Origin of the sequence: Rhodopseudomonas sp. BAL398 (assembly GCF_033001325.1) — a bacterium.
GTDB lineage: Bacteria > Pseudomonadota > Alphaproteobacteria > Rhizobiales > Xanthobacteraceae > JARJEH01.
Genome location: NZ_CP133111.1, coordinates 445,308 through 469,032 on the forward strand (window position 1 = coordinate 445,308; position 23,725 = coordinate 469,032).

Here is a 23,725-nt window from a genome sequence, read left to right on the forward strand (position 1 = left end):
ACCAACGACGCATTGCGAGTTGAAAGGCGCGCGCGCTATCGTTGCAACCTTCATTGTGTTGTCGCGTCGTTCCGGTGTTGTTGGTCTGGCCGCGCCGGATTGGCCGGATCGAACTGGAGCTGTCATGACCGAGACCTCGCTGAGGGATCAAAACTCCAAATCCCGCAACCGGCTGATCCTCGTGGTCTACACCGCGGCGATCTTTACCAGCGCGCTGCTGCTGTTCTCGGTGCAGCCGCTGTTCACCAAGATGGTGCTGCCGCGGCTCGGCGGCTCGCCGGCGGTGTGGTCGGTGGCGATGGTGTTCTTCCAGTCGCTGCTGCTCGGCGGCTATGCCTATGCGCATTATCTGACCCAGATCCGCAACCGCATGGTGCCGGTGGCGATCCATCTGGCGCTGCTGGTGGTGGCGCTGCTGGGCCTGCCGCTGTCGATCGCCGGTGGCTGGGGCACGCCGCCCGCCTCTGGCTATGCGTTCTGGCTGCTCGGACTGTTCGCGGTCTCGATCGGGCTGCCGTTCTTTGCGCTCGCCGCCAATAATCCGCTGCTGCAGGCCTGGTTCGTGCGCACCGGCCATCCGCAGGGGCCGGACCCGTATTTCCTCTATGCCTCATCCAATATCGGCAGCTTCCTGGCGCTGTTGTCCTATCCGGTGCTGCTGGAGCCGATGTTTTCGCTGCGCACCCAGAACCTGATCTGGACCGGCGGCTACGGATTGTTGATCCTGCTGATCGCTGGCTGCGGCTGGCTGCTGCTGCGCTCGCCGGTGATGGCGATTCCGCCGCCGCGCGCCGACGATACCGAGGCGCTGCCGCCGTCCTGGGCGACCATGGCGCGCTGGGTGTTTCTCGCCGCGGTGCCCTCCGGCCTGCTGATCGCGGTGACGGCGCATATCTCCACCGACGTCGCCGCCGCGCCGCTGCTGTGGGTGCTGCCGCTGTCGCTGTATCTGCTGACCTGGGTGCTGGTGTTCCAGTCGCGGCCATTGCTGCCGCATAGATGGATGCTGGCGGCGCAGCCGGTGGCGATCGCGGTGGTGGCGGTGCTGCTCGCCCATGCCGGCCCGACCAATCTGCTGGTGATGCTGGGCGGCCATCTGCTGGCGTTCTTCGTGATCGCGATGGCCTGCCATGGCGAATTGGCGCGGACCCGTCCGGCGGCGCGCTATCTCACCGGCTTCTATGTGGCGCTGTCGTTCGGCGGCATGGTCGGCGGTCTGTTCGCCGGGCTGATCGCGCCCTATACGTTCTCCTGGATCGCCGAATATCCGATCCTGCTGGCGCTGGCGGTGCTGTGCCGGCCGACCGGCCGCGACAAGGTCCCGCAATGGAGCCGCTGGTACTGGGCCTTTCTGGCGGCGCTGGCGCTGGCGCTGATTGCGCCGTCATGGGCCGGCGGCAAATTATTCGGCTGGATCGTCGACAACCGGGTGCTGCTGACCGGCGACGTCGCCGTGCTGGCCGCTCTGGCGGCGCTGGTGCTTGGCGCCAATCGCTGGAAGGTGTTTGCGACGGTGGTGCTGGCTCTGGCGCTGGCCCGGATCTATCCGGCGGATGACGGCCGGGTCGATACCGTGCGCAGCTTCTTCGGCGTCCACAAGATCGTGGTGACGCCGAACGGCCAGTATCACGTGCTGATGCACGGCACCACGATCCACGGCGCCGAGAAGATGCGCAACGCCGACGGCTCGCCCGTGACCGGCCGGCCCGAGCTGTTGACCTATTACAACCAGGATGGCGGCATCGGACGCGGCATCGCGGCGATCCGCGAAAGAAAAGGCGGCCCGATCCGCGTCGCCGTGATCGGGCTCGGCTCCGGCACGCTGGCCTGCGCGGCGCAGCCCGGCGAGGACTGGAGATTCTTCGAAATCGACCAGTCGATGGTCGATACCGCGCGCGATCCGAAATATTTCAGCTATATCGCCAAATGCGCGCCGGATCTGCAGCCGGTGATGGGCGACGCGCGGCTGACCTTCGCCAAAGAGCCCGACGGCGTCTACGACCTGATCATCGTCGACGCCTATTCGTCGGATGCCATTCCGATTCATCTGGCGACCAAGGAGGCGATGGCGATCTACACGTCGAAGCTGGCGCCGCACGGCGCGGTGCTGATGCACGTCTCCAACCGGCATCTCGAACTGGCCAGCGTGGTGGTCGGCATCGCCGACGCCAATGATCTGCACAGCTGGGTCTATTCGGAGGATTCCGGCCGCGACGCCGAATATATTTTCCCGACTTCGGCGGTGATCTCGGCGCGCGATCCCGCCGATGTCGGCGCCATCAACTCGGATGAGCTATGGACGCCGACCGAGGCCGAGTCGGAGGCCGATCAGCGGGTCTGGACCGACGATTATTCCAACGTGTTGGGCGCGGTGTGGCGCCGCTTACGCGACGGCGAGGATTGAGGGACGTGGGCTCCCAGCGAGAGCCTTCGTGTCCCGGGCGCGGTGCAGCGCACCCGGGTCCGCGCTTCGCGCGGCCCGAGTGCGCTGCTCCGCAGAACCGGGACCCCGGTCGAAACCGCGCCCGCAGCGGGGCCCCGGTCTAGCAGCGCACCACACCGCAAGCCCGGCGCGTTGCGCGGCATCCGGGGCACGCGGCGTCTCTGGATATACTCTCAGTAATCCGGATAGCTGCCGAACAAGCCACGCTGGCGATAGACCGGGCGCGGCGCGTAGACTTGCGGCGCATAGACTTGCGGTGCGTAGCCGCTGTCGTCGTCGTCGTCATATTGCGGCTGGGCCTGCGCCTCATATTGGCGCCGATAGCCGCGCGGCGCCGGATAGCGCGCCGCCGACGAACTGCCGTCGGCCGGATAGATGTAGCCGTCGTCGGCGACCTGGGGCGGGCGGCGTGTGACGGGCGGCGCGAGTTCGACCGGCGCGCCGACGGCGTCATCGGTCGCCTCGCTGGCCGGGTCGCGGCTCGTCGCGGCGAGCTTCGTGCCCGATCGCGAGATGCGCGCCAGCGCCACCCGCGACGAGCCGGTCAGATTGACGGTGGTGTTGAGCACGCCTTCGCGCTGGACCAGCGCATAGAGCGTCGAGGCATTGGCGCGCGACAGCCGCACGCAGCCATGTGACACCGGCACGCCGAGCTTGCCGGTGGAATCGGTGCCGTGAATGGCGTGGCCGCGCTTGGTGAAGAAAATCGAGTGCGGCATCGGCGCATCGTCGAATTCCTTGGAAAAGTGATCGGCCTCCATCCGGAAGGTCTGGAAGCTGCCGTTCGGTGTCTCGTGGGACGGATTGCCGGTCGAGACCGGCCAGTGATAGCGCGGCACGCCATCGACCGCGACGGTCATCTGCTGGTTGTCCTTGTCGACGGTGATGGCGACCTTGGCCTGCGCCACGCCGGCTGCGCCGAGCATCATCAGGGCGGCGACGGGAACGAGATAGAAACGCATGTAACGCTGGCCTCCTGGCCTCATCGCAAACTGCCCGTCCCCATCGATATAAGCACGGCCACGCGCCTCGGTTCCAGAACGATTGCGTTGCATCGTTAACCACCGACATGGCGCAACCAAGGCTGCAGGCGGGTTGACGGAGACAGTTCGCCCACGGCGATGGAACCCGAACCCTTCGAACGCGTTGACGCACGTAACAATCACGCGGCCGACACCCGGCCATCAGCCGATTAGGACATTCAGATGAAAATCAAGGCCATCACCGCCCCCGCTCGCACCTCGCTGAAGCTCTATCTCGCCATGGCCGCAACCGCGCTGGCGCTGCTGGCAATGCCGGGAATTGGCCATGCCCAGGGCATCGTTCGCGGCGCCCATGAAGGCGCCCGTGAGGGCAACCGCGCGGCGGGTCCGGTCGGTGGCGTGGTGGGCGGCGCGATCGGCGCGGGGGTCGGCGGCGCAGTCGGCGCGGTCAACGGCGTGCTCGGGCTTCCGAATCACGGCATTCGTCGCGGTCGCTATCATCGCGGCTATAAGTGCCGTGGCTATTACGATCGCCGCCATCACTTCCACTGCTATCGCTGAGGCGCGATCGCAGGCGACGAGATCTGAAAGCGCGGCCCGATCGGGCCGCGCTTTTTGCGTCGACGGTCAATGGTGTCGATCGACCATTGCAGCCCGGTTCGCGGCCGTCAGTTCTTGAGCTTGTAGCCGGTCTTGAAGATCCACCACACCATCGTCATGCAGAGCACCAGAAATCCCAGCGTGACGCCGATGCTGGTGCCGATGCTGACGTCGGAAATCTCGTAGAAGCTCCAGCGAAAGCCGCTGATCAGATAGACCACCGGATTGAACAGCGCGACGGTCTGCCAGCCGGGCGGCAACATGCTGATCGAATAGAAGCTGCCGCCGAGGAATGTCAGTGGCGTGATCACCAGCAGCGGGATCACCTGCAGCTTTTCGAAGCCGTCGGCCCAGATCCCGATGATGAAGCCGAACAGGCTGAAGGTGACGGCGGTCAGCACCAGGAACGACAGCATCCAGATCGGATGCAGCACATGCAGCGGCACGAACAGCCCGGCGGTGGCCAGGATGATCAGGCCGAGCACGATCGACTTGGTCGCCGCGGCGCCGACATAGCCCAGCACCACTTCGAAAAACGACACCGGCGCCGACAATAATTCATAGATGGTGCCGGAAAATTTCGGGAAGTAGATCCCGAACGAGGCGTTGGAGACGCTCTGGGTCAGGATCGACAGCATGATCAGCCCGGGCACGATGAAGGTGCCGTAGCTGACGCCGTCGATCTGGGTGATGCGCGAGCCGATCGCGGCGCCGAACACCACGAAATACAGCGAGGTCGACAGCACCGGCGACACCACGCTTTGCAGCAGCGTGCGCATGGTGCGCGCCATTTCGAACAGATAGATCGCGCGGACGGCCCGGTAATTCATGCTGCTGTCCTCACCAGGCTGACGAAAATTTCTTCCAGCGAGCTCTGGCTGGTGTCGAGATCGTGAAACCGGATCCCGGTGGCGCGGACGTCGCTGAGCAGGCTGGTGATGCCGGTGCGCTCGCTCTTGGTGTCATAAGTGTAGACCAGCTGATGGCCGTCTTCGGCGAGCGACAGATCATAGGCGCCAAGCGCTTCCGGAATCGCATCGAGCCGGCCCGACAGATGCAGCTTCAGCCGCTTCTTGCCGAGCTTCTGCATCAGCGCGGTTTTCTCCTCGACCAGCAGGATCTCGCCATGGGTGATGACGCCGATCCGGTCGGCCATTTCCTCGGCCTCTTCGATATAATGCGTGGTCAGGATGATGGTGACGCCGGAGGTCTGCAGCGCCCGCACCACTTCCCACATCCCCTTGCGCAATTCGACGTCGACGCCGGCGGTCGGCTCGTCGAGAAACAGGATCTGCGGCTCGTGGCTGAGCGCCTTGGCGATCATCACCCGGCGCTTCATGCCGCCCGACAACGTGATGATCTTGCTGTCCTTGCGGTCCCACAGCGACAGATCGCGCAGCACCTTTTCGATATGCGCCGGATTCTTCGGCTTGCCGAACAGGCCGCGGCTGAAGGTCACCGTATCCCACACCGATTCGAAGGCGTCGGTGTGCAATTCCTGCGGCACCAGCCCGATCAGCGAGCGCGCCGCGCGATAATCGGTGATGATATCGTGGCCGTCGACCGTGACGGTGCCGCCGCTGGCATTGGCGATGCCGCAGATCACGCTGATCAGCGTGGTCTTGCCGGCGCCGTTCGGCCCCAGCAGCGCGAAGATCTCGCCGCGCTGGATTTCGAGATTGATGCCGTTGAGCGCCTTGCGGCCGGAGCCGTAGGTCTTGGACAGATTAGCGATGGAAATGATGGGAGCCATGCGGAGCCGTTCGAAAGGGGGCAGCTGACGGGATTGCCGAACCACGGGGGCGGGCAGGGCCAAGCCGCGGACGCGGAATGGCTACATAGGAATGCTGCGAGCGATCCGCAACCGCAGCAGGCGCGCGATCGGGGTTAATGGCGAGGCTAATGGCGAGGCTGGAGGTGAAGACCTCATCAGGCGCTCGGTCATTCCGGGGCGCGAGCCCCGCAGCGCGTTCACGTGCGTATTCGACGCGCTATGGGGCGAGCGAACCCGGAATCTTGCGGCAAGGCAGACCTCCGAGCGAGATTCCGGGTTCGCTCGCAGCGAAGCTGCGCGCGCCCCGGAATGACCACTACTGGCCTAATGAATGGCGTCGGCGGCCAGCTCGATCACCACGACGATGGCGTCTTTCGCCGTTTCGACGAATTGCGGGTCGTCATTGAGCTGCTCAAGGCTGCGCGGCGCCGCGAGCGGCTCCGCGCCATCGGGGCCACCCTCGGCCGCGAAGCCGAGCGCATCCTCGGCCTCCTCGATCGCGTCCTCGATGCTGTCGCCGGCGGTGACCAGGCCGGGAATGTCGGGAAACGACACGGTGAAGCACCCCTCGTCGTCCTTGTGGATCAGGGCGATGTAATCAGGCATCGTGCTCTTTCTCTTCGTCGCCGGCTGCGTAGCACACCGTCATGCCACGGACATGACCGAAACAGCAGCCCTTAAATATGAGGCGCGACCTCGTCATTGCGAGCCGAGGCCGGCGCGCAGCGCCGTCCGCAGGCGAAGCAATCCAGGTGTGCCAAGCACAGACTGGATTGCTTCGTCGCAACAGCTCCTCGCAATGACAGCCCCGAAGGCCCCTGATCAGATTGATCGCTCCTGAAGGGGAAAGCTAAACCCGCTCGACGAAACTATCGACCACCTTCTTCTCGCCGGCCTTTTCAAACGCGATGGTGAGTTTGTTGCCGTCGACTTTCACCACATGGCCGTAGCCGAATTTCTGGTGGAAGACCCGGTCCTTCAGGGAAAACTCCGAGGCCGCGCCGGTGGATTTCGCTACCAGCTCGCCTTCGATCGTCGTCGGGTTGCGGCGGGCGAAGCCGGCGTCGCTGCGTGAGCCGCCGAACGGCGATTGGCTTTCGTTGAAGCCGGAGCCGGCCTGGCCGCCATTGTTGCCGCCGCGGCGTTGCGCCTGGGCGCGCTGCCAGCCGGGCGTCGAGTAGCTCGAGCCGAAGGATTCGACATTGTCGAAGCGCGACGGGCCGTAGCCGCTCATGCCTCCCCAGCCGGAGCCGCCCTTGGATTCGGTGATCTCGACATTGTCGGCCGGCAATTCGTCGAGAAAGCGCGACGGCAGCGTCGTATTCCAGGTGCCGTGAATCCGCCGGTTGGTGGCGAAGTACAATTTCGCGCGTTTCCTTGCGCGGGTGATGCCGACATGGGCGAGGCGGCGTTCTTCCTCGAGCCCGGCGCGGCCCTGATCGTCGAGCGCGCGCTGATGCGGAAACAGACCTTCCTCCCAGCCCGGCAGGAACACGCTGTCGAACTCCAGCCCCTTGGCGGAATGCAGCGTCATCACGCTCACCGCGTCCTCGTCGACGCCGCCCTCGCGGTCCATCACCAGCGAGATGTGCTCGAGAAAGCCTTGCAGGTTTTCGAACTCTTCCATCGAGCGGACTAATTCCTTGAGGTTCTCAAGGCGGCCGGCGGCGTCGGCGGAGCGATCCTTCTGCCACATCTCCGTATAGCCGCTCTCGTCGAGCACGATTTCGGCGAGCTCGGTATGCGACTTGACCTCGCGCTGCCCGCGCCAGCGCTCGAAGCTCAGCATCAGATCGCGCAGGCTGCCGCGCGCCTTCGGCTTCAACTCGTCGGTGTCGACGACGGCGCGGGCGGCGTCGGACAGCGGGATCTTGCGCTTGCGGGCGTGGTCGTGCAGCAGCTGCACGGTGGCGTCGCCGAGGCCGCGCTTGGGCACATTGACGATGCGCTCGAAGGCCAGATCGTCGGCCGGCGAATTGATCACGCGTAAGTAAGCCAGCGCGTCGCGGATCTCGGCGCGCTCATAGAAGCGCGGCCCGCCGATCACCCGGTAGGGCAGGCCGAGCGTGACAAAGCGATCCTCGAATTCGCGCATCTGGAACGAGGCGCGGACCAGAATCGCGATGTCGTTGAGCTTGTGGCCGTCGCGCTGCAGCTGCTCGATCTCCTCGCCGATCGCGCGGGCTTCCTCTTCCGAATCCCACGAGCCGGTGACGGTGACCTTCTCGCCGTCGACATCCTCGGTGCGCAGCGTCTTGCCGAGCCGGCTTTCATTATGCGCGATCAGATGCGAGGCGGCGGCGAGGATGTGGCCGGTGGAGCGATAATTGCGCTCCAGCCGGATCACCTTGGCGCCGGGAAAATCATGGTCGAAGCGCAGGATGTTATCGACCTCGGCGCCGCGCCAGCCATAGATCGACTGATCGTCGTCGCCGACGCAGCAGATGTTTTTCGGCGGCGCGGCGGAGGTCGCAGGCGGCGCGGCTTGCGTCACCTCTCCCCGCCGGGGAGAGGTCGCCATGTCGCGCAGCGACGGGGCGGGTGAGGGGCTCTCGGAGTCGGATGTGGAAGGCGCCCCCTCACCCGGATTGCTGCGCAATCCGACCTCTCCCCGGTGGGGAGAGGTGAAGGAGGCGTCTGGCTTGGCGATTGTCGGCGCCTGCGCCAGCAGCCGCAGCCACAGATATTGCGCGACGTTGGTGTCCTGATATTCGTCGACCAGGATGTATTTGAAGCGGTTCTGATATTGCCGCAGCACGTCGGGGTGCTCGCGGAACAGGCGGATGCCTTCGAGCAGCAGATCGCCGAAATCGGCGGCGTTGAGGATCTTCAGCCGCTCCTGATAGGCGGCGTAGAGCTTGCCGCCGCGGCCATTGCCGAACACCGCGGCCTCGCCGGCCGGCACCTGCGCCGGCGTCAGCCCGCGATTCTTCCAGCCGTCGATCAGCCCGGCCAGCATCCGCGCCGGCCAGCGCTTGTCGTCGATGTTGTCGGCGGCGAGCAATTGCTTGAGCAGCCGGATCTGGTCGTCGACATCGAGCACGGTGAAGTTGGATTTCAGCTGCACCAATTCGGCGTGATAGCGCAGGATGCGGCCGCCGATCGAATGAAAGGTGCCGAGCCAGGGCATGCCCTCGACCGCCTGGCCGAGCATCTGGCCGAGCCGCAGCTTCATCTCACGCGCCGCCTTGTTGGTGAAGGTGACGGAGAGGATTTCGCCGGGGCGGGCGCGGCCGGTGGAGAGGATATGGGCGATCCGCGAGGTCAGCACCCGGGTCTTGCCGGTGCCGGCGCCGGCCAGAACCAGCACCGGGCCTTCGAGCGTCTCGACCGCCTCGCGCTGCTCCGGATTGAGCCCCGACAGATATTGCGGCATCGCCTGGGCGCGCGCACGCGCGGCGATCCCGCCGGCGGCGGGCTGATAGAAGGGCAGATCGTTGTCGGTGCGCTTGATCGGGTCAGTCATGCGAATCGTCTTCCGTCCACGATGGCACCGTGGGCCAGCAAAGAGGAGCCTTCTGGCAGGATTATCCAGCCATATAGGGGCTCGGGGGGCAAACTGACAGGTTTATCGGCCCGCCGCGAGCCGAGCTGCGCCGCCAGAACGCGATTTGGTTCCGCGATCCGCACTGCGCTTTGGCGGCAAGGCCGAGCCCGGAACCGGCCGGAACTTTCGTTGCAATGCTGGATTGATTTCACAGACGGCGCGGCATTGCGGTCGCGCCGACGCGAAAATCAAGCTGACGCGAAAACGGAGGTCGGATCATGTTGGGTTGGGTTATCACATTTCTGGTTGTTGCACTGATCGCCGGCATTCTCGGCTTTACCGGCATCGCGGGCGCCTCGATCGAAATCGCCAAGATCATCTTCTTCATCGCGGTGGTGCTGTTCCTGGTTTCCGCCGTGGTCGGATTGGTTCGCGGCAGAAGCCGAGTCTAGGCCAGTTGCGGCGCCCGCTTCGGAGGCATCGCGACGCTTCGTCCGATGCTCTCCGAACGCGGCACCGCGGCGTGCGCCCGCGCCAGCGTTTGAACCCGCTCGGCGATATCCGGCGGAAACGGCGCGGTCTTGCGGGCCGACATATCCATATGGATCGTCATGTTCTCCGATGTGGCCGACAGCCAGCCCTCGGTGGCGTGGCGCAGTTCCTTGAAGGTGTGCAGTCGCTTGTCGTCGGCCGCCACCAGCAGGATCGAGACCTGGGCCGGATCGCCGAGATGGATCTCGCGCAGATAGCGGACGTGGCATTCGGCGGTGAAGGTCGAGCCGCCGCGGGTGTTGAGATATTGCGGACCGATTCCCAGCTGCAGCCACAGCTCGTCGATCGCGCGGTCGAACATCACATTGTAATAGGCCATGTTGAGATGGCCGTTGTAATCGATCCATGCCGGCTCGATCTGCATCACCGACGACAGGAACGGGGCGGGCAGCAGCGTCAGATCGGCGGCGGCCGTGGTCGCAATCATTTGGTCTCCTTCGAAAGTCAAAACATGCCTCCCTTGACCCCTGTGGGTTCCTTTGTCACGGTCGTTTCATACCGGAGGAATTCTCGTGGGTCTGACCATCACCAACATCCCGAAACATGCGGAACCGGAAGCGGTGGCCACCGCCATTGAAGCGCTTGCGGCACGGTTCGGCAACCGCCTGGTCACCTCGCAGGCGGTGCGCGAGCAGCATGGCCACACCACCACCTGGCTGCCGACCCAGCCGCCGGATGCCGTGGTGATGGCGCAGGAGACCGCCGACATCCAGGATGTGGTGCGGATCTGCGCCAAGAATAATGTGCCGGTGATCGCCTTCGGCACCGGGACCTCGCTGGAAGGCCAGGTCAATGCGCCGGCCGGCGGCATCTGCATCGATCTGCGCGACATGAACAAGATTCTCGAAGTTCATGCCGAGGATCTGGATTGCGTGATCCAGCCCGGCGTCACCCGCAAGGCGCTGAACGAAAATCTGCGCGACCAGGGCGTGTTCTTCCCGATCGATCCCGGCGCCGACGCCTCGATCGGCGGCATGGCCTCGACCCGGGCATCGGGCACCAATGCGGTGCGCTACGGCACAATGCGCGACAATGTGCTGGCGCTGAAAGTGGTCCGCGGCGACGGCGAGATCATCACCACCGGCACCAGGGCGAAGAAATCCTCGGCCGGCTACGACCTGACCCATCTGTTCGTCGGTGCCGAAGGCACGCTCGGCATTATCTCCGAACTCACCATCAAGCTGCGCGGCATCCCGGAAACCATCGCGGCGGCGGCGTGCTCGTTCGAGAGCGTGCAGGGCGCCTGCCAGGCCACCATTCTGGCGATCCAGACCGGGATTCCGGTGGCGCGGATCGAGCTGTTGAGCGAAGGCCAGGTTCGCGCGGTCAATGCCTATTCGAAGCTGACGCTGCCGGAGACGCCGCTGCTGCTGCTCGAGTTCCACGGCAGCGAGATCGAGGTCGCCGAGCAGTCGAAGAATTTCCGCGACATCGCTGCCGATTGCGGCGGCGGCGACTTCACCTGGACCACTAGGCCGGAGGATCGCAGCAAGCTTTGGCAGGCGCGGCACGACGCCTATTGGTCGGTGAAAGCGCTGCGCCCCGGCGCCGGCGTGGTCGCCACCGACGTCTGCGTGCCGATCTCGCGGCTGGCCGATTGCGTGGTCGAGACCGAGCAGGATCTGAAGCGGCTCAATCTGTTGGCGCCGATCGTCGGCCATGTCGGTGACGGCAATTTCCATTGCTCGCTGCTGTGCGACGTCAACGACGCCGACGAGATGGCGCGCGGCGAGGAATTCATGCATCGGCTGGTCGAGCGCGCCCAGGCGATGGACGGCACCTGCACCGGCGAGCACGGCATCGGCCAGGGCAAGCAGAAATATCTGGCGGCCGAACTCGGCCTCGAGGCGCTCGCCGCAATGCGCGCGATCAAGCAGGCGCTTGATCCGCAGAACATCTTCAATCCCGGCAAGATCCTGCCGCAAGCCTAGGCGCCGTCATGGTTTATTGACGGCGCGGCGACAGGCCGCAGTTACTGTGACGTCATCATAGTTCCGCTTTATGCATTGAAGCGTCTGCGTTATCTTCGAAACCGAGGGGCGGTTGTGCTGCCCGGGAGGAGACCGCTTGCAGACGACGCTACTCGGCCTGGCGATGGCGCTGATCCTGGCGCTGATCGCCGCCTTGGTGGGTCCGTATTTCATCGACTGGAACCAGTTCCGCACGCAATTCGAGGCGGAGGCGACGCGGCTGGTCGGCGCGCCGGTTCGCGTCAGCGGCGCGCTTGATGCGCGGCTATTGCCAACGCCGAGCCTGCAGCTGCGCTCGGTCACGGTTGGCGGCGCCAATGATCCCGGCCGGCTGCGCGCCGACAAGCTCGACGTCGAATTCAGCCTTGGCGATCTGATGCGCGGGCAGTGGCGCGCCGACCGACTCACCCTCAACGGCTTTGCGCTGGATCTCGGGCTCGATGCCAAGGGCCGGCTCGATTGGCCGGCGTCGGGCCTGTCCAATCTGGCCGGGCTGACGGTGGACCGTCTCGACCTCACCGGGCGGATTGCGCTGCATGACGCCGCCAGCCGCGCGACGCTGGAACTCAACGACATTGCCTTCAGCGGCGAGTTGCGGGCGCTGCTCGGCTCGTTGCGCGGCGACGGCAATTTCCTGATGGCGGGGACGCGGTATCCGTTCCGGCTGTCGCTTGGCCGGGTCGCCGACGGCAATGGCACGCGGCTGCATCTGACGGTCGATCCCGGCGCGCGGGCGCTGTCGGCCGATCTCGACGGGGTGCTGAGCTTCGCGGCGCGCTCGCCGCGTTTCGATGGCGCGGTGACGCTGGCGGCGCCGGCTCCAGCGGCGGGCAAGGATGCACCAAAGGCCGCGGACGCGCCGACGCCGTGGCGGGTCTCGGCGCGGGTCAAGGCCGATGCCGATGCCGCCCGGCTGGCGCAGCTCGAGGCCTCTTACGGCCCTGAGGACAGGGCGCTGAAACTGTCCGGCGCCGGCGAATTGCAATTTGGCGCCCAGCCGCATCTGCAGGCGACGCTGGCGGCGCGCCAGCTCGATGCCGACCGGTTGCTGGCCGATGGCGGCGTCGTCGCGCCGGCGCACTGGCTGCGGCAGCTACGCGGCTTGGCGCAAGCCCTGCCGTCGCCGCCGCTGCCGAGCCGGATCGAGATCAGCGCCGATCAGATCATGCTGGGCGGCCGGCCGGTGCAGAACATCGCCGCGGATCTGCGCTCCGACAGCCAGGCCTGGATGCTGGAGCGACTCAGCCTGCGCGCGCCCGGCGGATCGGAGCTGGCGCTGCGCGGGGCTGCGTCCGACGCCAATGACAGTTTCAAGGGACAATTGAGCGTGGATTCGGCCGATCCGGATCTGCTGGCGGCCTGGCTGCAGGCGCGCGACGACACCCCCGGCCGGGTGCCGAGGCCGTTGCGCGCGCGGGCCGCGGTCAGCGTCGCCCCGGATGGCGTGGTGATCGATGCGCTCAAGGCCGAACTCGATGGCGGCACGCTGCAGGGCCGGATCGCGCTGTCCGGCGCGGCGGGCGCGTCGCGGATCGAGGCCGCGCTGCAGGCGGATCGGATCGATCTCGACGGCGCCGCCAGCCTGCTGCGCTCGCTGGCGGGACCGCAGCCGGATTGGCCCGACGAGGCCAAGCTCTCGTTCGATTTCGCCCGGGCGACGGCGCGCGGGCAGGTCATGCAGCCGCTGGTGGCACGGTTGAATTACGGGCAGCGCATGCTGGCGCTGGAGCAATTGAAGATCGGCACCGCCGGCGGCGCGATGCTCGACGGCGATGGATCATTCGATCGCAGCGACGCCACCGGCCATCTGCAGGTGAGCGCGAGGGCGCCGGCGCTGGGCCAGATCGCCGGCGCGATCGCGCCGCTGGCGCCGGCTGTCGCCGCGCGGCTGCAGGCGATGGGCGACGCAAGGGGAGCGGCACATGCGACGCTGTCGCTCACGGTGGCGCCGAGCAACAACCCGGCGAGCGCCAAGGGCAAAAACAACAAGGCCAAAGCCGGACAGGCCGAGGCCCGCGCCGCGCTCACGATCGACGCGCCGCAGCTCAAGGGCCGTGTCAGCCTCACGGCGCGGCCGTCACTCGCCGAGCTGCGCGGCGCGGATGTCGAGGCGCTGTTGCGCAGCGAGGTGACGGCCGAAACCGATCTGTCCGCCACGCGCGGCGAGGCGCTGCTGGCCTTGCTCCGGCTTGATCGGGCGATCGCCGCGGGCGAGGGCGGCGCGCGGCTGCAGGCCTCGGCGACCGGAGCTTGGCAAGCGCCGCTGCGGCTGAAGGCGCATCTCACCGGCGAAGCGCTTGACGTCGAGGCCGAGGGCAGCGCCAAGCCTTGGGCGAGCGAGCCGACGGCGACGCTGAATCTGAAGGCGCCACGCCTCAATTTGACGCCGCTGCTGCGGCTGGACGCCGCCGATCCGAAATTGGCGACGATCAGTCTGACCTCGCGGCTCGGCGTCGCCGGCAGCAAATGGAGCTTCAACGATATCGACGCCGGAATCGCCGGCGCCAAGCTGCGTGGCCGGATTGCGGTGACGCTCGGCGACGACAAAGACGGCAAAGACAATGCCAATGTGATCGAAGGCGAGGCCGGGATCGATACGCTGCAGCTGGCGCCGCTGTTCCGGCTGGCGGTCGGCGCCGGCGTCGATCAGACCGCCCCGCTGGGAAACGGATGGATGCAGGGCTGGCGCGGCCGGGTGACATTCCAGGCGCTGCGCGGGGTGTTGCCGGGCGGTGCCGAACTGCAACCGGTCAGCGGCGTGATCCGCGGCGACGGCCGCTCGCTGAGCGTCGACTCCAAGGGCAAGATCGGCGGCGGCGAGGCCGAGGTCGATGTTCATGCGCAGCCGTCGGACGCCGGCGTGGCGCTGAATCTGCGGCTGCAACTCGCCGGGGTCGATGGGGCCGCGCTGCATTATCGCGCGCTGGCGATGCCGGCGGCGCGGGTGGCGCTGCAGATGACGCTGGATAGCTCCGGCCGCAGCGCGTCAGCGCTGGCCGGCGCCTTGTCGGGCGGCGGGTCGGTGACGCTGCAATCCGCGCAGATCCCCGGGCTCGATCCGAAGGCCTTCGCGGTCGCGATTCATGCCGGCGAGGCCGGCGGGCCGATCGACGCCGACAATCTGGAACGCCTGATCGCGCCGGTGCTGGCGGCCGGCACCCTGCCGGTGGCCGAGACCCAATTTCCGCTCAGCCTGGCCAATGGCCAGCTCCGTGTCACCGCGACCACGCTGGACTCGCCGGCGGCACGGGCGGTGGTGTCCGGCGGCTACGATATCCCCGCCGACCAGGTCGACATCCGCGCCAGCCTGACGCCGAAATCGACCGCCGCGGCGTTGCGGCCGGACATCACGATCTTCGTGACCGGTCCGCCCGATGCGCTGACCCGCAGCGTCGACGTTGCGGCGCTGTCGTCCTGGCTCGCGGTTCAGCGGATCGACCGCGAAACCAAGAAGCTCGAATTGCTCGAGCGCGATGCCGCGCGGTCGGCGCCGCTGCCGGGCGCGATTGCGCCAAAGGCGGTCGCGCCGTCAAAGCCGAGCCCCGCAAAGCAGAATCCTCCCGCAGCGCCGAGTGCCGCGACGCCGGCTCCTGCACAGCCGTCGGCGGTCGAACGCCCCGCAGAGAGTTCGATCCCGACACCCGCTCAGCCATCATCGCCGACGCCCGACGCGGCGGGCGCCGGCGCGCCGAATCTGCCGTTGAATGTTCCGGTTCCGGGTCGCGATCCGCGCGATGCGACGTCGAGGCAGGGCACGTCGACGGACGGCGCATCGACGGACGGCGCGGCGCAGGAGCCTTCGCCGAAGCCGGAGGTCGAAAGGCCGCGCCGCACGGCGACGCCGCAGCCGTCACGGCCTGCCGCGCGCGAAAAGGCGGCGCCATTGCCGCCGCCGATCGAAATTCGGCCCGCACCCGGCGATGGGCATCAGCCCAGGCGACGCGCGCCTTTGGTAATCACGCCGAATCCGCCACGCGCGCCATTCTGAGCAATCCGGTTCTGATAGGATCAGAACCGGAGCTCTGGATTCTTGTTTTGACGCGTTGTCTTCACGCGAACCGGTATCCACTTCGCTCGAAAACGCTCTAACAGCTCCATCGCTTGCGCTTGCCGCGGTGGTCGATCAGCGCGATGCGCAACGGGCCTCGGCCGGTAGCTCCGCTTGTGCAAAACAGCCGCCAGGGCGGCGCGCCGACCACCGGCATGAGTGGCGAAGCCGTCGATGGTTGCACCGTCAAGCGCGGGCGGCGCTGATTGTTCGGCGACAGGTTGGCGCATCAACCGGTCACGTGGTCGCGAACCAGCTCGTTGACGCGGCTGGCCTTCTCCATCTGGACCATGTGACCGGCGTCGGCGATCACTTCGGTCTTGGCGGTGTCGCCCAGTGCGGTCGCATGGGCCGCGGGAATCACCTGGTCGCTCTCGCCCCAGATCACCAGCACCGGCGTTGCGTTGTCCCGCAGCGCCTCGGCCAGCACCTGGCTCTGCCGCCCGGCCGCGAACAATGCGCCGCCGAGCGCGCGCAACGCCGCGTCGACGCCGTCGATTCGCTTGTACTTCAAAAGGTCGTCCACCAGCTGGCGGGTGACATTGGCCGGATCGTGGAACAGCTGCTCGAGCACCGGCTTCAGCTCGCGGCGTGAGTTCGCCGCGACGAAGCCGTCGGTGTAGCTGGCGTTGATCTCTTCGCCGAGCCCGGCCGAACCGATCAGCGTGATCGAGGCGACGCGGTCGGGCTGGTCGAGCGCGATGCGGGCCGCGACTGCCCCGCCCAGCGAATGGCCGACCAGATGGGCCTGTTCGATGCCGAGCGCCTGCATGAAGCCGAGCAAGGCGGCGGACAGCCCCGCAAGGCTGGGCTCCTGCACGGTCTTGGCCGATTGCCCGTGTCCCGGTAGATCCAGGGCATAGACGGTGCCCGTTTCGGCGAGCGCGTCGATGTTAAACAGCCAATTGTCGAGATCGCCGCCGAAACCGTGGATCAGGATGATGGTGCGATCGTGGTCGCCGCGCTTGGCATAGCGCAGCCGCCCGGCGGGGGTATCGACGAATTGATAGAGCGGGACTGTGGTCTCGCCATCCTCCGTCTCCGCCGCTTCGGCGGCATATCCGGCCACGAAGGCGTCGATCTCGGCATCCGGCACGTCGTCCTCCGCGATCACGCCGATCAGCGACTTCACCGGATAGATGGTGTCCGGAACGCCGAGGAGGCGGCGCAGCGTGCCGGCGTCGCCGGCCTCCACCACGCCGGCGATCTTGTCGGTCTCCACCTCGACGATCTCGTCGCCCACCGCAATTTTGGTGCCGGCCGGCTTCAGCCAGCCGGTCAGCTTGCCCTCCGACATCGACAGTCCCCATTTGGGCATGACGATCGGTTTGATACGCGCGTTCATCGGGGGCTCCTTCACGCAGCCAAGGCTTGGGCGGTGGTCTTGCTCACCGCGGCCGCGATGGCGTCGGCGGACGGGATGTAGAGGTCCTCCAGCGTCGGCGAGAACGGCACCGGCGTGTGAGGCGCGGTCACCATCTGGGGCGCCGCCTTCAGCGCCGTGAAGGCGTTTTGCGCCACATAGGCGGCGACGTCGGAGGCGATCGAGCAGCGCGGATTGGCCTCGTCCACCACCACCAGATGGCCGGTGCTCTCAACGCTCTCGATCACCGTGTCCCAATCAATCGGCGACAGCGTGCGCAGATCGATCACTTCGGCCTGCACGCCGGTCTTGGCGAGTTTCTCCGCCGCCTCCAAAGCGCGGTGCACGGTCAGCCCGTAACTGACGATGGTGACGTCCTTGCCCTCGCGCAGGATATTGGCTTCGCCGAACGGGATGGCGTAGCTCTCCTCGGGAACCGGGCATTCCAGACCGTACAGCGCCTTGTGCTCGCAGAAGATCACCGGGTCGTCGTCGCGGATCGACTGGATCAGCAGCCCCTTGGCGTCATAGGCGTTGGAGGGGCAGACCACCTTCAACCCGGGCACGTGAGCGAACATCGGGGTCAGCATCTGCGAGTGTTGGGCGGCGGCGCGAAATCCGGCGCCCACCATGGCGCGGATCACCACCGGGGTCTTGGCCTTGCCGCCGAACATGTATTTGAACTTGGCGGCCTGGTTCAGGATCTGGTCGAAGCATACGCCCATGAAGTCGAGGAACATCAGTTCCGCCACCGGCCGCATGCCGCAGGCGGCGGCCCCGATGGCGGCGCCGATATAGGCGCTCTCCGACAGCGGGGTGTCCAACAGTCGGCCGGGATATTTGCCGTGCAGCCCCTTGGTGACGCCGAGTACGCCGCCCCAGGCGTCGATCTCGCCCGGCGCACCGGAGCCGCCGACGATGTCCTCGCCCAAAAGGATGACGCTGGGGTCGCGGCGCATCTCCAACTCGAGCGCCTCGTTGATTGCCTGCTTATAGCTGATGTTGCGGGTCATTGGGGTCCCTCCGATGTTGTTCTGACGGATCAGTATGCGACGTAGACGTCGGTCAGTAGTTCGCGCGCGGTCGGCAGCGGCGCGTCCTTGGCACTTTCCACCGCCTGGTCGATGAGGGCGGCGACCTCGCGGTCGATCAATGCGATCTCGGCCTCGCTGATCACGCCGGCCGAGGTCACGCGGCTGGCGAACAGCGTCAGACAATCGCGGTACTCGCGGTTGTAGTCGTTCTCGCCCTTGGCCTTGTAGGTCTGGGCGTCGCCCTCGAAATGGCCGAAGAAGCGGATGGTCTTGCATTCCAGCAGGGCCGGGCCGCCGCCCGTTCGCGCCCGGCGGATGATCTCGCCCGCCGCCTCGTACACGGCGAAAAAGTCGGTGCCGTCCACGGTGACGCCGGGCAGCCCAAAGCCCGAGGCCCGGTCGACATAGGATTCCACCGCGGTGGCATATTCCACCGAAGTCGCTTCCGCGTAGCCGTTGTTCTCCACCACGAAGATCACCGGCAGATTCCAGGCCGCCGCCAGATTCATGCTTTCCAACACGGTGCCCTGGTTGGAGGCGCCATCGCCGAAAAAGGTGATACCAACTCCGCCGTCGCCGCGGAATTTTGCGGCCAGCCCTGCACCGCAGATCAGCGGTGCGCCGGCGCCCAAAATGCCGTTGGCGCCCATCATGCCCTTGGACAGGTCGGCGATATGCATCGAGCCGCCCTTGCCACGGCACGAGCCGGTGGATCGGCCGTAGATCTCCGCCATCATCTCGTTCACGTCCACGCCCTTGGCGATGCAATGGCCGTGACCGCGATGGGTGGAGGCGATGCGGTCAATGTCGGTGAGGTGCATCATGATGCCGGCCGCGCAGGCCTCCTCGCCGGCATAGAGATGCACGAATCCCGGAATGTCGCCCTTGGCGAACTCGACATGCAGCCGCTCTTCGAAATCCCGGATGGTGCGCATGGTGCGATAGGCCGCCAGCAGCTGGTCCTTGGGCAGCGGGAACGGATTGTTGGATGCGGCGTGGGACATGGCGTCGGTTCCTCCGTGCTTGTTAGGGATGTACGTGGGCCAATGGCCGCTCCACGAGCAGGCCGTTGCGGGCGGCAAACTGCATCACCGCCGAGACGTCGACGGTGCGGAAGGCGCGGTCGATCAACACGATCGCGACCTCCTGATGCGGGTCGAAGTACAGCTCGCGCTCGCCATCGAGCGCGATGGATCCGGCGGCCAGGGCCGGGGAGAACACGCGGCCCGCCGGCATTCGCCGCCAGCTGTCGATGCCGATCATCTCCACCAGGCCGGGGGCGATCGGCGCACGCACCCGCAGGTCTGCGGGTGCGGCCGGGGCGAGAGTGAGCGCGAGGCCGCCCGGCTCCTTGCGCGTCACCGGCTCGACGAGGCCGGCGATCGCCGCCATGCCGATCACTTCCGGATCGGCGAAGGTGACAAACAGCTCGCGAAACGTCTCGGTGCGCCACAGCGCGCGGGCGCCGACGCAGCGGTCGGTGACGATCGCCACATCGACCAGCGCAATCTCCGGCGTACCACCATCGAGGCTGACCTCGATCTTCTTGTTGGCCGCAAAGGCGATGTCCGGCGGTACCCGGCCAATCGCGGCGAGGCCGGCGGCGAGCCCGGTGATGGTGGGCTCGCGATGCTCCGGAAAGGCATTGTTGGTGCCGGTGGAAATCCCGGCGATCGGCACCGCACCACATTCGCTGACCACCGCCCGATGGGTGCCGTCGCCGCCCAGCACGATGATGGCGGCTACGTCGCCCGCGGCCGCCATCATCCGGGCGGCGCATCGCGTATCCTCCACCGTGCCGGCCACCTTCATGTCGAGAAAGTCGAGGCGCGGAAACCGGCTTTCGCCCTGGTTCACCGCGCGCGCCATGCCGCGCAGCACATGTCCGGCGATGCCGCCGCGCTCCGGCATCATCACCACGTCCTCGATCCCGGCGGCGGCGAGCGCTGCCAGCGTCCGCAGCACGATATTGGCGCGGTCGGCGATCTGCACACTGTTGGCGCTGGCGACGACGCGGCGGATATCCCGCGCCGAAATCGGATTGGCTATAATGCCGACCTTCGGCGTCATACGATTCCTTCCCCACGGCATCTTGGTGGTGCCTCCGCAAGACACGGGCCAATCTGCGTACTTCGCCAAGTTCTTGATTCTATTGAAATGGTACTTATGCGGCGGGTGCCGACCTGTGGCACGACTGCCGCATCTGTGGCGCGGGCTGCAACAGCTGTGGCGGTCGGGCTGGAGCGAGTGCGGCGGCTACGCTACGCACCGTCGTTGTGCTTGCGGGGGGCGTCGATCGGGGAGATACTCGCGCCAAAATAACAATCAGTTCAGCTCCCGGGAGGGTGCCCATGCGACCTGATCAGGCTGCGCACATCGATGAGCTTGTGCGGGCGGCGAACGGCTATGCGACGCGACGCGACGTCATCATCAAGGACTCCTGGCGGCGCTGTGTCAGCGAACACAATCTTGATCCCGAAGTGCTGCGCGCGCCGTGCATCGTCACGCAGGCCCGGCTGCGCGAGCACCAGGAGGCGATCGAGGAATTTCTCGACACCGCTCGGTTCGGAGCGGAGACGCTGTACCGCCAGATGGCCGGCCTTGGCTACGTGATGCTGCTGACCGATTCAAAGGGCATCACCGTCGATTTCATCGGCGATCCGACCTTCGACAACAATCTGATGCGGGCCGGGTTGTACCTTGGCGCCAATTGGAACGAGCAGTACGCCGGCACCTGTGCGGTCGGTACCTGCATCGCCACTGGCGAGGCGCTGGTGGTTCATCAGACCGATCATTTCGACGCCACCCACATTCCGCTCACCTGCACGGCGGCGCCGGTGTTCGATCCGTTCGGACATCTCGCGGCGGTGCTGGATATCTCAGCGCTGCGCTCGCCGGAGCCGAAGGAGAGTCAATTCCTGGCGCTACATTGCGTGAGATCCTTCGCGCACAAGATCGAGACCGCCCATCTCATCAACCGCTTCCGGCACGAATGGATCATCAAGCTGGCGGCCGCGCCGGAATTCGCCGATGTCGAGCCGGCTCATGTGCTGGCGCTGGACGGGGCCGGCCGCATCCTCGGCTTCAACAGCATGGCGCGGTCTCTGCTGATGCGCGGAGTCGGCGGCGGAGATCTCGACGGCCGTCCGTTGCTCGGGCGGCCGGTGTCGGAGTTTTTCGATCTCACGGTCGACGATTTGCCGCGCTTTAGCCACTGCTACCCGGCGGCGCGGCGCATGGTGCGGTTGACGGTGAGCGGGACGCCGTTTTTCGCCCAGTCGATCGCGCCGCCGGACCGGCGCGGGACGCCGGTCGGCGACGTGGCGAGCGCGGCGTTGCCTGGTCCGCTGCAAGGATTGTTCTGCGACGAGCCGACCATGCATCGGGTGGCTTCCCGCGCAGCCAAGCTGGTCAACGCCCAGATCGGCCTGCTGATCTGTGGCGAGACCGGCAGCGGCAAGGAACATCTCGCCAAGGCGATCCATGCCTCCGGCGGTCGGGCCTCCAAGCCGTTCGTCGCGGTGAATTGCGCCGCGCTGCCCGAGCAACTGATCGAGGGCGAATTGTTCGGCTACGAGCCCGGTGCCTTCACGGGCGCCGCCGCCAAGGGCAAGAAAGGCCTCGTCATCGAGGCCGAGGGTGGCACGCTGTTCCTCGACGAGATCGGCGACATGCCGCTGACCTTGCAGACCCGGCTGCTGCGGATCCTGGCCGAGCGGGAGGTGACGCCGCTGGGGCGGTCGCGGCCGATCCCGGTGAACATCCGCGTCATTGCCGCGACCCATCGCGACCTTGTGGCCGAGGTCAGGGCCGGACATTTCCGCGAGGATCTGTATTTCCGCCTCAGCGGCGCAGTGCTGACCTTGCCACCATTGCGCCAGCGCACCGATCTGCGCTGGCTGGTGGATCGGCTGCTCACCGAGCGGATAGCACCTGGCGAAGCGCGCTTTGAAATCGCTGACGGAGCGATGCAGATGATATGCGCCTATAGCTGGCCCGGAAATGTCCGCGAACTCGCCAATGCGCTGGACTATGCTTGCGCGGTGGCTTGCGATGGCATCATCCGTCCGGAGGACCTGCCCGATATCGTGCGCAGATTGCCGGACAATGGCGCGCCACTTGCGGCCATCCTCCGCCTGCCGCCGGCGGCAGCGTCACCGACAAGCATCCGACCGCCGGCCGGCGGGTGGTGCGAGCGCGACGCCCTCATTGCCGCGCTCGCAACTCGGCAGTGGAATGTCTCCGCCGCGGCGCGGGATCTCGGCGTCGATCGGACCACCATCCACCGCCGCATGCGACGCTTCAGCATCACGCCACCCTGGCGAAGCGCCACGGTCCAGTGGGGCCCATTCGACTCGGCAAGGAGCGACCAGCCGCCCGAGCATTGGACCCGCGGGAGTTCTCGACGGCGGTTCGCGGCCGACGATGTGGCCGGGACCGGACACACCCCAGTGAGGCGCCCTTAAGTCGGAACACAGCGCAGTGTGGCTTGGCCGTGTGGCTTAGGTTTGTGGCTTGGCCGTGTGAACCAGAGCGTCGCCGGCGCCGGTGGGCGTCGTATAGAGCGTTCGCGCGCGGCGCTTGGAATAGCGATCCGGCGGTGGTTGCGGTTCCCCACGTTGAATGCTCAAGCGCGGAGGCGCCCCCGCTGCCGCGCTCGCGCGGTCCCGCGCCCGATGCGGGTCGTCTCACGCCAATCGCCGCGGCTGCGCGGGGCGAGCTTGCGGGCGCGTCCTGCCGGCAGGTTAGTGTCCAGCGGTTCCGTGTGCGGGCTGGGCTTCGGACTTGGTCTCGGTGACCGGCTTCACCGCGCGGGTCCGGAAGTAGTCCAGCACGAACAGGCGAATCGCGGAGGACAGATTGCCCTGCTGCCGATTGCCGTCGATCTCGCCGACCAGCTCGGACAGTGTCATGTCCCGCAGGCTGGAGATTTCCTTCATGCCATTCCAGAACGCCTCTTCGAGGCTGACACTGGTCTTGTGGCCCGCGACCACGATGGAGCGTTTGACGACCGGCGATTTCATGATGCGTCCTCGCCCCCGAGCTTGTGTTGATTGAGTAAATCGTTTGCGCGGCTGTTGCGCTGTTCATCCAGCGCACGCTCGGATTTGGTGCGGCCGAAACGCGCACGGTTCGCATCGGCAAGCAGCGCGGCCTGATCGCGCGCCGCTCGTTTCTTGAATCGCTTCAGATTGACCACGTCCGTCACGCTCGCCCCCATCATCCAATCGATCGGTAACGCGCGACGTTTCCGGTTCGGGCTGAATTGCACGAAACCAACGGCGGCTCGATCATCATCAGAAGCAGTTCATCGTCTTTGCCGAGTTGCCGTCTGGAACCGGGTCCGTCATCGGAGGCCCGAAGACCATGTTGCAACGCCGTGATGTAGTTGAGCAATCTGAACGAGCAAGGGATATGATTTACATCAAATTCCGCGACGGCATTTTGGCGATAGAGGGCAGCAAAGCCCG

18 protein-coding genes are annotated in these 23,725 nt (G+C 66.4%); 6 read left to right on the forward strand and 12 right to left on the reverse strand.

Annotated features, from left to right (window positions below):
* The first annotated feature begins 124 nt into the window (after window positions 1-124).
* Entirely contained in the window at window positions 125-2,404 is a 2,280-nt protein-coding gene (locus RBJ75_RS02050; protein WP_044415256.1) for a spermidine synthase, read from the forward strand.
* A gap of 212 nt (window positions 2,405-2,616) precedes the next feature.
* On the opposite strand, the gene RBJ75_RS02055 is transcribed toward RBJ75_RS02050, so the two are convergent.
* Window positions 2,617-3,405, reverse strand: coding sequence for a L,D-transpeptidase (locus RBJ75_RS02055; RefSeq protein WP_044412931.1), 789 nt, complete (start codon window positions 3,403-3,405; stop codon window positions 2,617-2,619).
* Window positions 3,406-3,648: 243 nt separating this feature from the next.
* Between RBJ75_RS02055 and RBJ75_RS02060 the strand changes: the two genes are divergently transcribed.
* A complete protein-coding gene (locus tag RBJ75_RS02060; RefSeq protein ID WP_044412934.1) occupies window positions 3,649-3,987 on the forward strand; it encodes a hypothetical protein in 339 nt (112 codons plus the stop codon).
* A gap of 107 nt (window positions 3,988-4,094) precedes the next feature.
* On the opposite strand, the gene RBJ75_RS02065 is transcribed toward RBJ75_RS02060, so the two are convergent.
* The 4 genes from RBJ75_RS02065 to RBJ75_RS02080 all read right to left on the reverse strand — a co-directional run bounded on the left by RBJ75_RS02065 (window position 4,095) and on the right by RBJ75_RS02080 (window position 9,266).
* Window positions 4,095-4,856 carry an ABC transporter permease gene (locus RBJ75_RS02065; RefSeq protein WP_044412936.1) on the reverse strand — a complete coding sequence of 254 codons (762 nt, stop codon included), beginning with the start codon at window positions 4,854-4,856 and terminating at the stop codon, window positions 4,095-4,097.
* Entirely contained in the window at window positions 4,853-5,779 is a 927-nt protein-coding gene (locus RBJ75_RS02070) for an ABC transporter ATP-binding protein (RefSeq protein WP_044412939.1), read from the reverse strand. The genes RBJ75_RS02065 and RBJ75_RS02070 overlap by 4 nt, the downstream gene beginning before the upstream one ends.
* Before the next feature lie 345 nt (window positions 5,780-6,124).
* Entirely contained in the window at window positions 6,125-6,406 is a 282-nt protein-coding gene (locus RBJ75_RS02075; protein ID WP_276156924.1) for a type II toxin-antitoxin system HicB family antitoxin, read from the reverse strand.
* A gap of 244 nt (window positions 6,407-6,650) precedes the next feature.
* Complete coding sequence (locus RBJ75_RS02080) at window positions 6,651-9,266, reverse strand: ATP-dependent helicase (protein ID WP_317528618.1); 2,616 nt, start codon at window positions 9,264-9,266, stop codon at window positions 6,651-6,653.
* A 299-nt stretch (window positions 9,267-9,565) separates the two neighbouring features.
* On the opposite strand from RBJ75_RS02080, the gene RBJ75_RS02085 reads away from it, so the two are divergent.
* Entirely contained in the window at window positions 9,566-9,739 is a 174-nt protein-coding gene (locus RBJ75_RS02085; protein ID WP_044406121.1) for a DUF1328 domain-containing protein, read from the forward strand.
* Here the strand turns inward: RBJ75_RS02085 and RBJ75_RS02090 are convergent.
* Entirely contained in the window at window positions 9,736-10,266 is a 531-nt protein-coding gene (locus RBJ75_RS02090) for a thioesterase family protein (RefSeq protein ID WP_044406124.1), read from the reverse strand. The genes RBJ75_RS02085 and RBJ75_RS02090 overlap by 4 nt on opposite strands.
* An 85-nt stretch (window positions 10,267-10,351) precedes the next feature.
* Here RBJ75_RS02090 and RBJ75_RS02095 point away from each other — a divergent pair, with 85 nt between their 5' ends.
* Together RBJ75_RS02095 and RBJ75_RS02100 are read left to right on the forward strand one after the other, a co-directional pair.
* Window positions 10,352-11,770 carry an FAD-binding oxidoreductase gene (locus tag RBJ75_RS02095; RefSeq protein ID WP_044406127.1) on the forward strand — a complete coding sequence of 473 codons (1,419 nt, stop codon included), beginning with the start codon at window positions 10,352-10,354 and terminating at the stop codon, window positions 11,768-11,770.
* A 136-nt stretch (window positions 11,771-11,906) separates the two neighbouring features.
* Window positions 11,907-15,797 (forward strand): AsmA family protein, encoded by a 3,891-nt coding sequence (locus RBJ75_RS02100; protein ID WP_044406130.1) that lies wholly within the window; start codon window positions 11,907-11,909, stop codon window positions 15,795-15,797.
* A gap of 289 nt (window positions 15,798-16,086) precedes the next feature.
* On the opposite strand, the gene RBJ75_RS02105 is transcribed toward RBJ75_RS02100, so the two are convergent.
* From RBJ75_RS02105 to RBJ75_RS02120, 4 genes are read right to left on the reverse strand one after another with little or no spacing between them, the layout of a single operon-like run.
* Window positions 16,087-17,202, reverse strand: coding sequence for an acetoin dehydrogenase dihydrolipoyllysine-residue acetyltransferase subunit (locus RBJ75_RS02105; protein ID WP_044406133.1), 1,116 nt, complete (start codon window positions 17,200-17,202; stop codon window positions 16,087-16,089).
* Between the two features lie 11 nt (window positions 17,203-17,213).
* Complete coding sequence (locus RBJ75_RS02110; RefSeq protein WP_044406136.1) at window positions 17,214-18,233, reverse strand: alpha-ketoacid dehydrogenase subunit beta; 1,020 nt, start codon at window positions 18,231-18,233, stop codon at window positions 17,214-17,216.
* A gap of 29 nt (window positions 18,234-18,262) precedes the next feature.
* The gene (locus RBJ75_RS02115) at window positions 18,263-19,258 is read right to left on the reverse strand and encodes a thiamine pyrophosphate-dependent dehydrogenase E1 component subunit alpha (protein ID WP_044406138.1); all 996 of its coding nucleotides are present in this window, start codon (window positions 19,256-19,258) and stop codon (window positions 18,263-18,265) included.
* Window positions 19,259-19,280: 22 nt separating this feature from the next.
* Window positions 19,281-20,324 (reverse strand): ATP-NAD kinase family protein, encoded by a 1,044-nt coding sequence (locus RBJ75_RS02120; RefSeq protein ID WP_080900876.1) that lies wholly within the window; start codon window positions 20,322-20,324, stop codon window positions 19,281-19,283.
* Window positions 20,325-20,605: 281 nt separating this feature from the next.
* Here RBJ75_RS02120 and RBJ75_RS02125 point away from each other — a divergent pair, with 281 nt between their 5' ends.
* Entirely contained in the window at window positions 20,606-22,720 is a 2,115-nt protein-coding gene (locus tag RBJ75_RS02125) for a sigma-54-dependent Fis family transcriptional regulator (protein ID WP_080900877.1), read from the forward strand.
* A 279-nt stretch (window positions 22,721-22,999) separates the two neighbouring features.
* Here the strand turns inward: RBJ75_RS02125 and RBJ75_RS02130 are convergent, their stop codons facing one another.
* Window positions 23,000-23,278: a ribbon-helix-helix domain-containing protein gene (locus tag RBJ75_RS02130; RefSeq protein WP_044406144.1), complete on the reverse strand. Its 279-nt coding sequence runs from the start codon at window positions 23,276-23,278 to the stop codon at window positions 23,000-23,002.
* Window positions 23,275-23,463, reverse strand: a complete 189-nt coding sequence (locus tag RBJ75_RS02135) for a DUF4169 family protein (protein WP_044406161.1) — start codon at window positions 23,461-23,463, stop codon at window positions 23,275-23,277. The genes RBJ75_RS02130 and RBJ75_RS02135 overlap by 4 nt, the downstream gene beginning before the upstream one ends.
* Between the last annotated feature and the right edge of the window lie 262 nt (window positions 23,464-23,725).

Coding starts and splice junctions, on each gene's coding strand:
- RBJ75_RS02090 (WP_044406124.1), bottom strand. CDS start 10,266: ATGATTGCGACCACGGCCGCCGCCGATCTGACGCTGCTGCCCGCCCCG.
- RBJ75_RS02085 (WP_044406121.1), top strand. CDS start 9,566: ATGTTGGGTTGGGTTATCACATTTCTGGTTGTTGCACTGATCGCCGGC.
- RBJ75_RS02055 (WP_044412931.1), bottom strand. CDS start 3,405: ATGCGTTTCTATCTCGTTCCCGTCGCCGCCCTGATGATGCTCGGCGCA.
- RBJ75_RS02065 (WP_044412936.1), bottom strand. CDS start 4,856: ATGAATTACCGGGCCGTCCGCGCGATCTATCTGTTCGAAATGGCGCGC.
- RBJ75_RS02125 (WP_080900877.1), top strand. CDS start 20,606: ATGCGACCTGATCAGGCTGCGCACATCGATGAGCTTGTGCGGGCGGCG.
- RBJ75_RS02105 (WP_044406133.1), bottom strand. CDS start 17,202: ATGAACGCGCGTATCAAACCGATCGTCATGCCCAAATGGGGACTGTCG.
- RBJ75_RS02120 (WP_080900876.1), bottom strand. CDS start 20,324: ATGACGCCGAAGGTCGGCATTATAGCCAATCCGATTTCGGCGCGGGAT.
- RBJ75_RS02060 (WP_044412934.1), top strand. CDS start 3,649: ATGAAAATCAAGGCCATCACCGCCCCCGCTCGCACCTCGCTGAAGCTC.
- RBJ75_RS02130 (WP_044406144.1), bottom strand. CDS start 23,278: ATGAAATCGCCGGTCGTCAAACGCTCCATCGTGGTCGCGGGCCACAAG.
- RBJ75_RS02110 (WP_044406136.1), bottom strand. CDS start 18,233: ATGACCCGCAACATCAGCTATAAGCAGGCAATCAACGAGGCGCTCGAG.
- RBJ75_RS02080 (WP_317528618.1), bottom strand. CDS start 9,266: ATGACTGACCCGATCAAGCGCACCGACAACGATCTGCCCTTCTATCAG.
- RBJ75_RS02115 (WP_044406138.1), bottom strand. CDS start 19,258: ATGTCCCACGCCGCATCCAACAATCCGTTCCCGCTGCCCAAGGACCAG.
- RBJ75_RS02070 (WP_044412939.1), bottom strand. CDS start 5,779: ATGGCTCCCATCATTTCCATCGCTAATCTGTCCAAGACCTACGGCTCC.
- RBJ75_RS02075 (WP_276156924.1), bottom strand. CDS start 6,406: ATGCCTGATTACATCGCCCTGATCCACAAGGACGACGAGGGGTGCTTC.
- RBJ75_RS02050 (WP_044415256.1), top strand. CDS start 125: ATGACCGAGACCTCGCTGAGGGATCAAAACTCCAAATCCCGCAACCGG.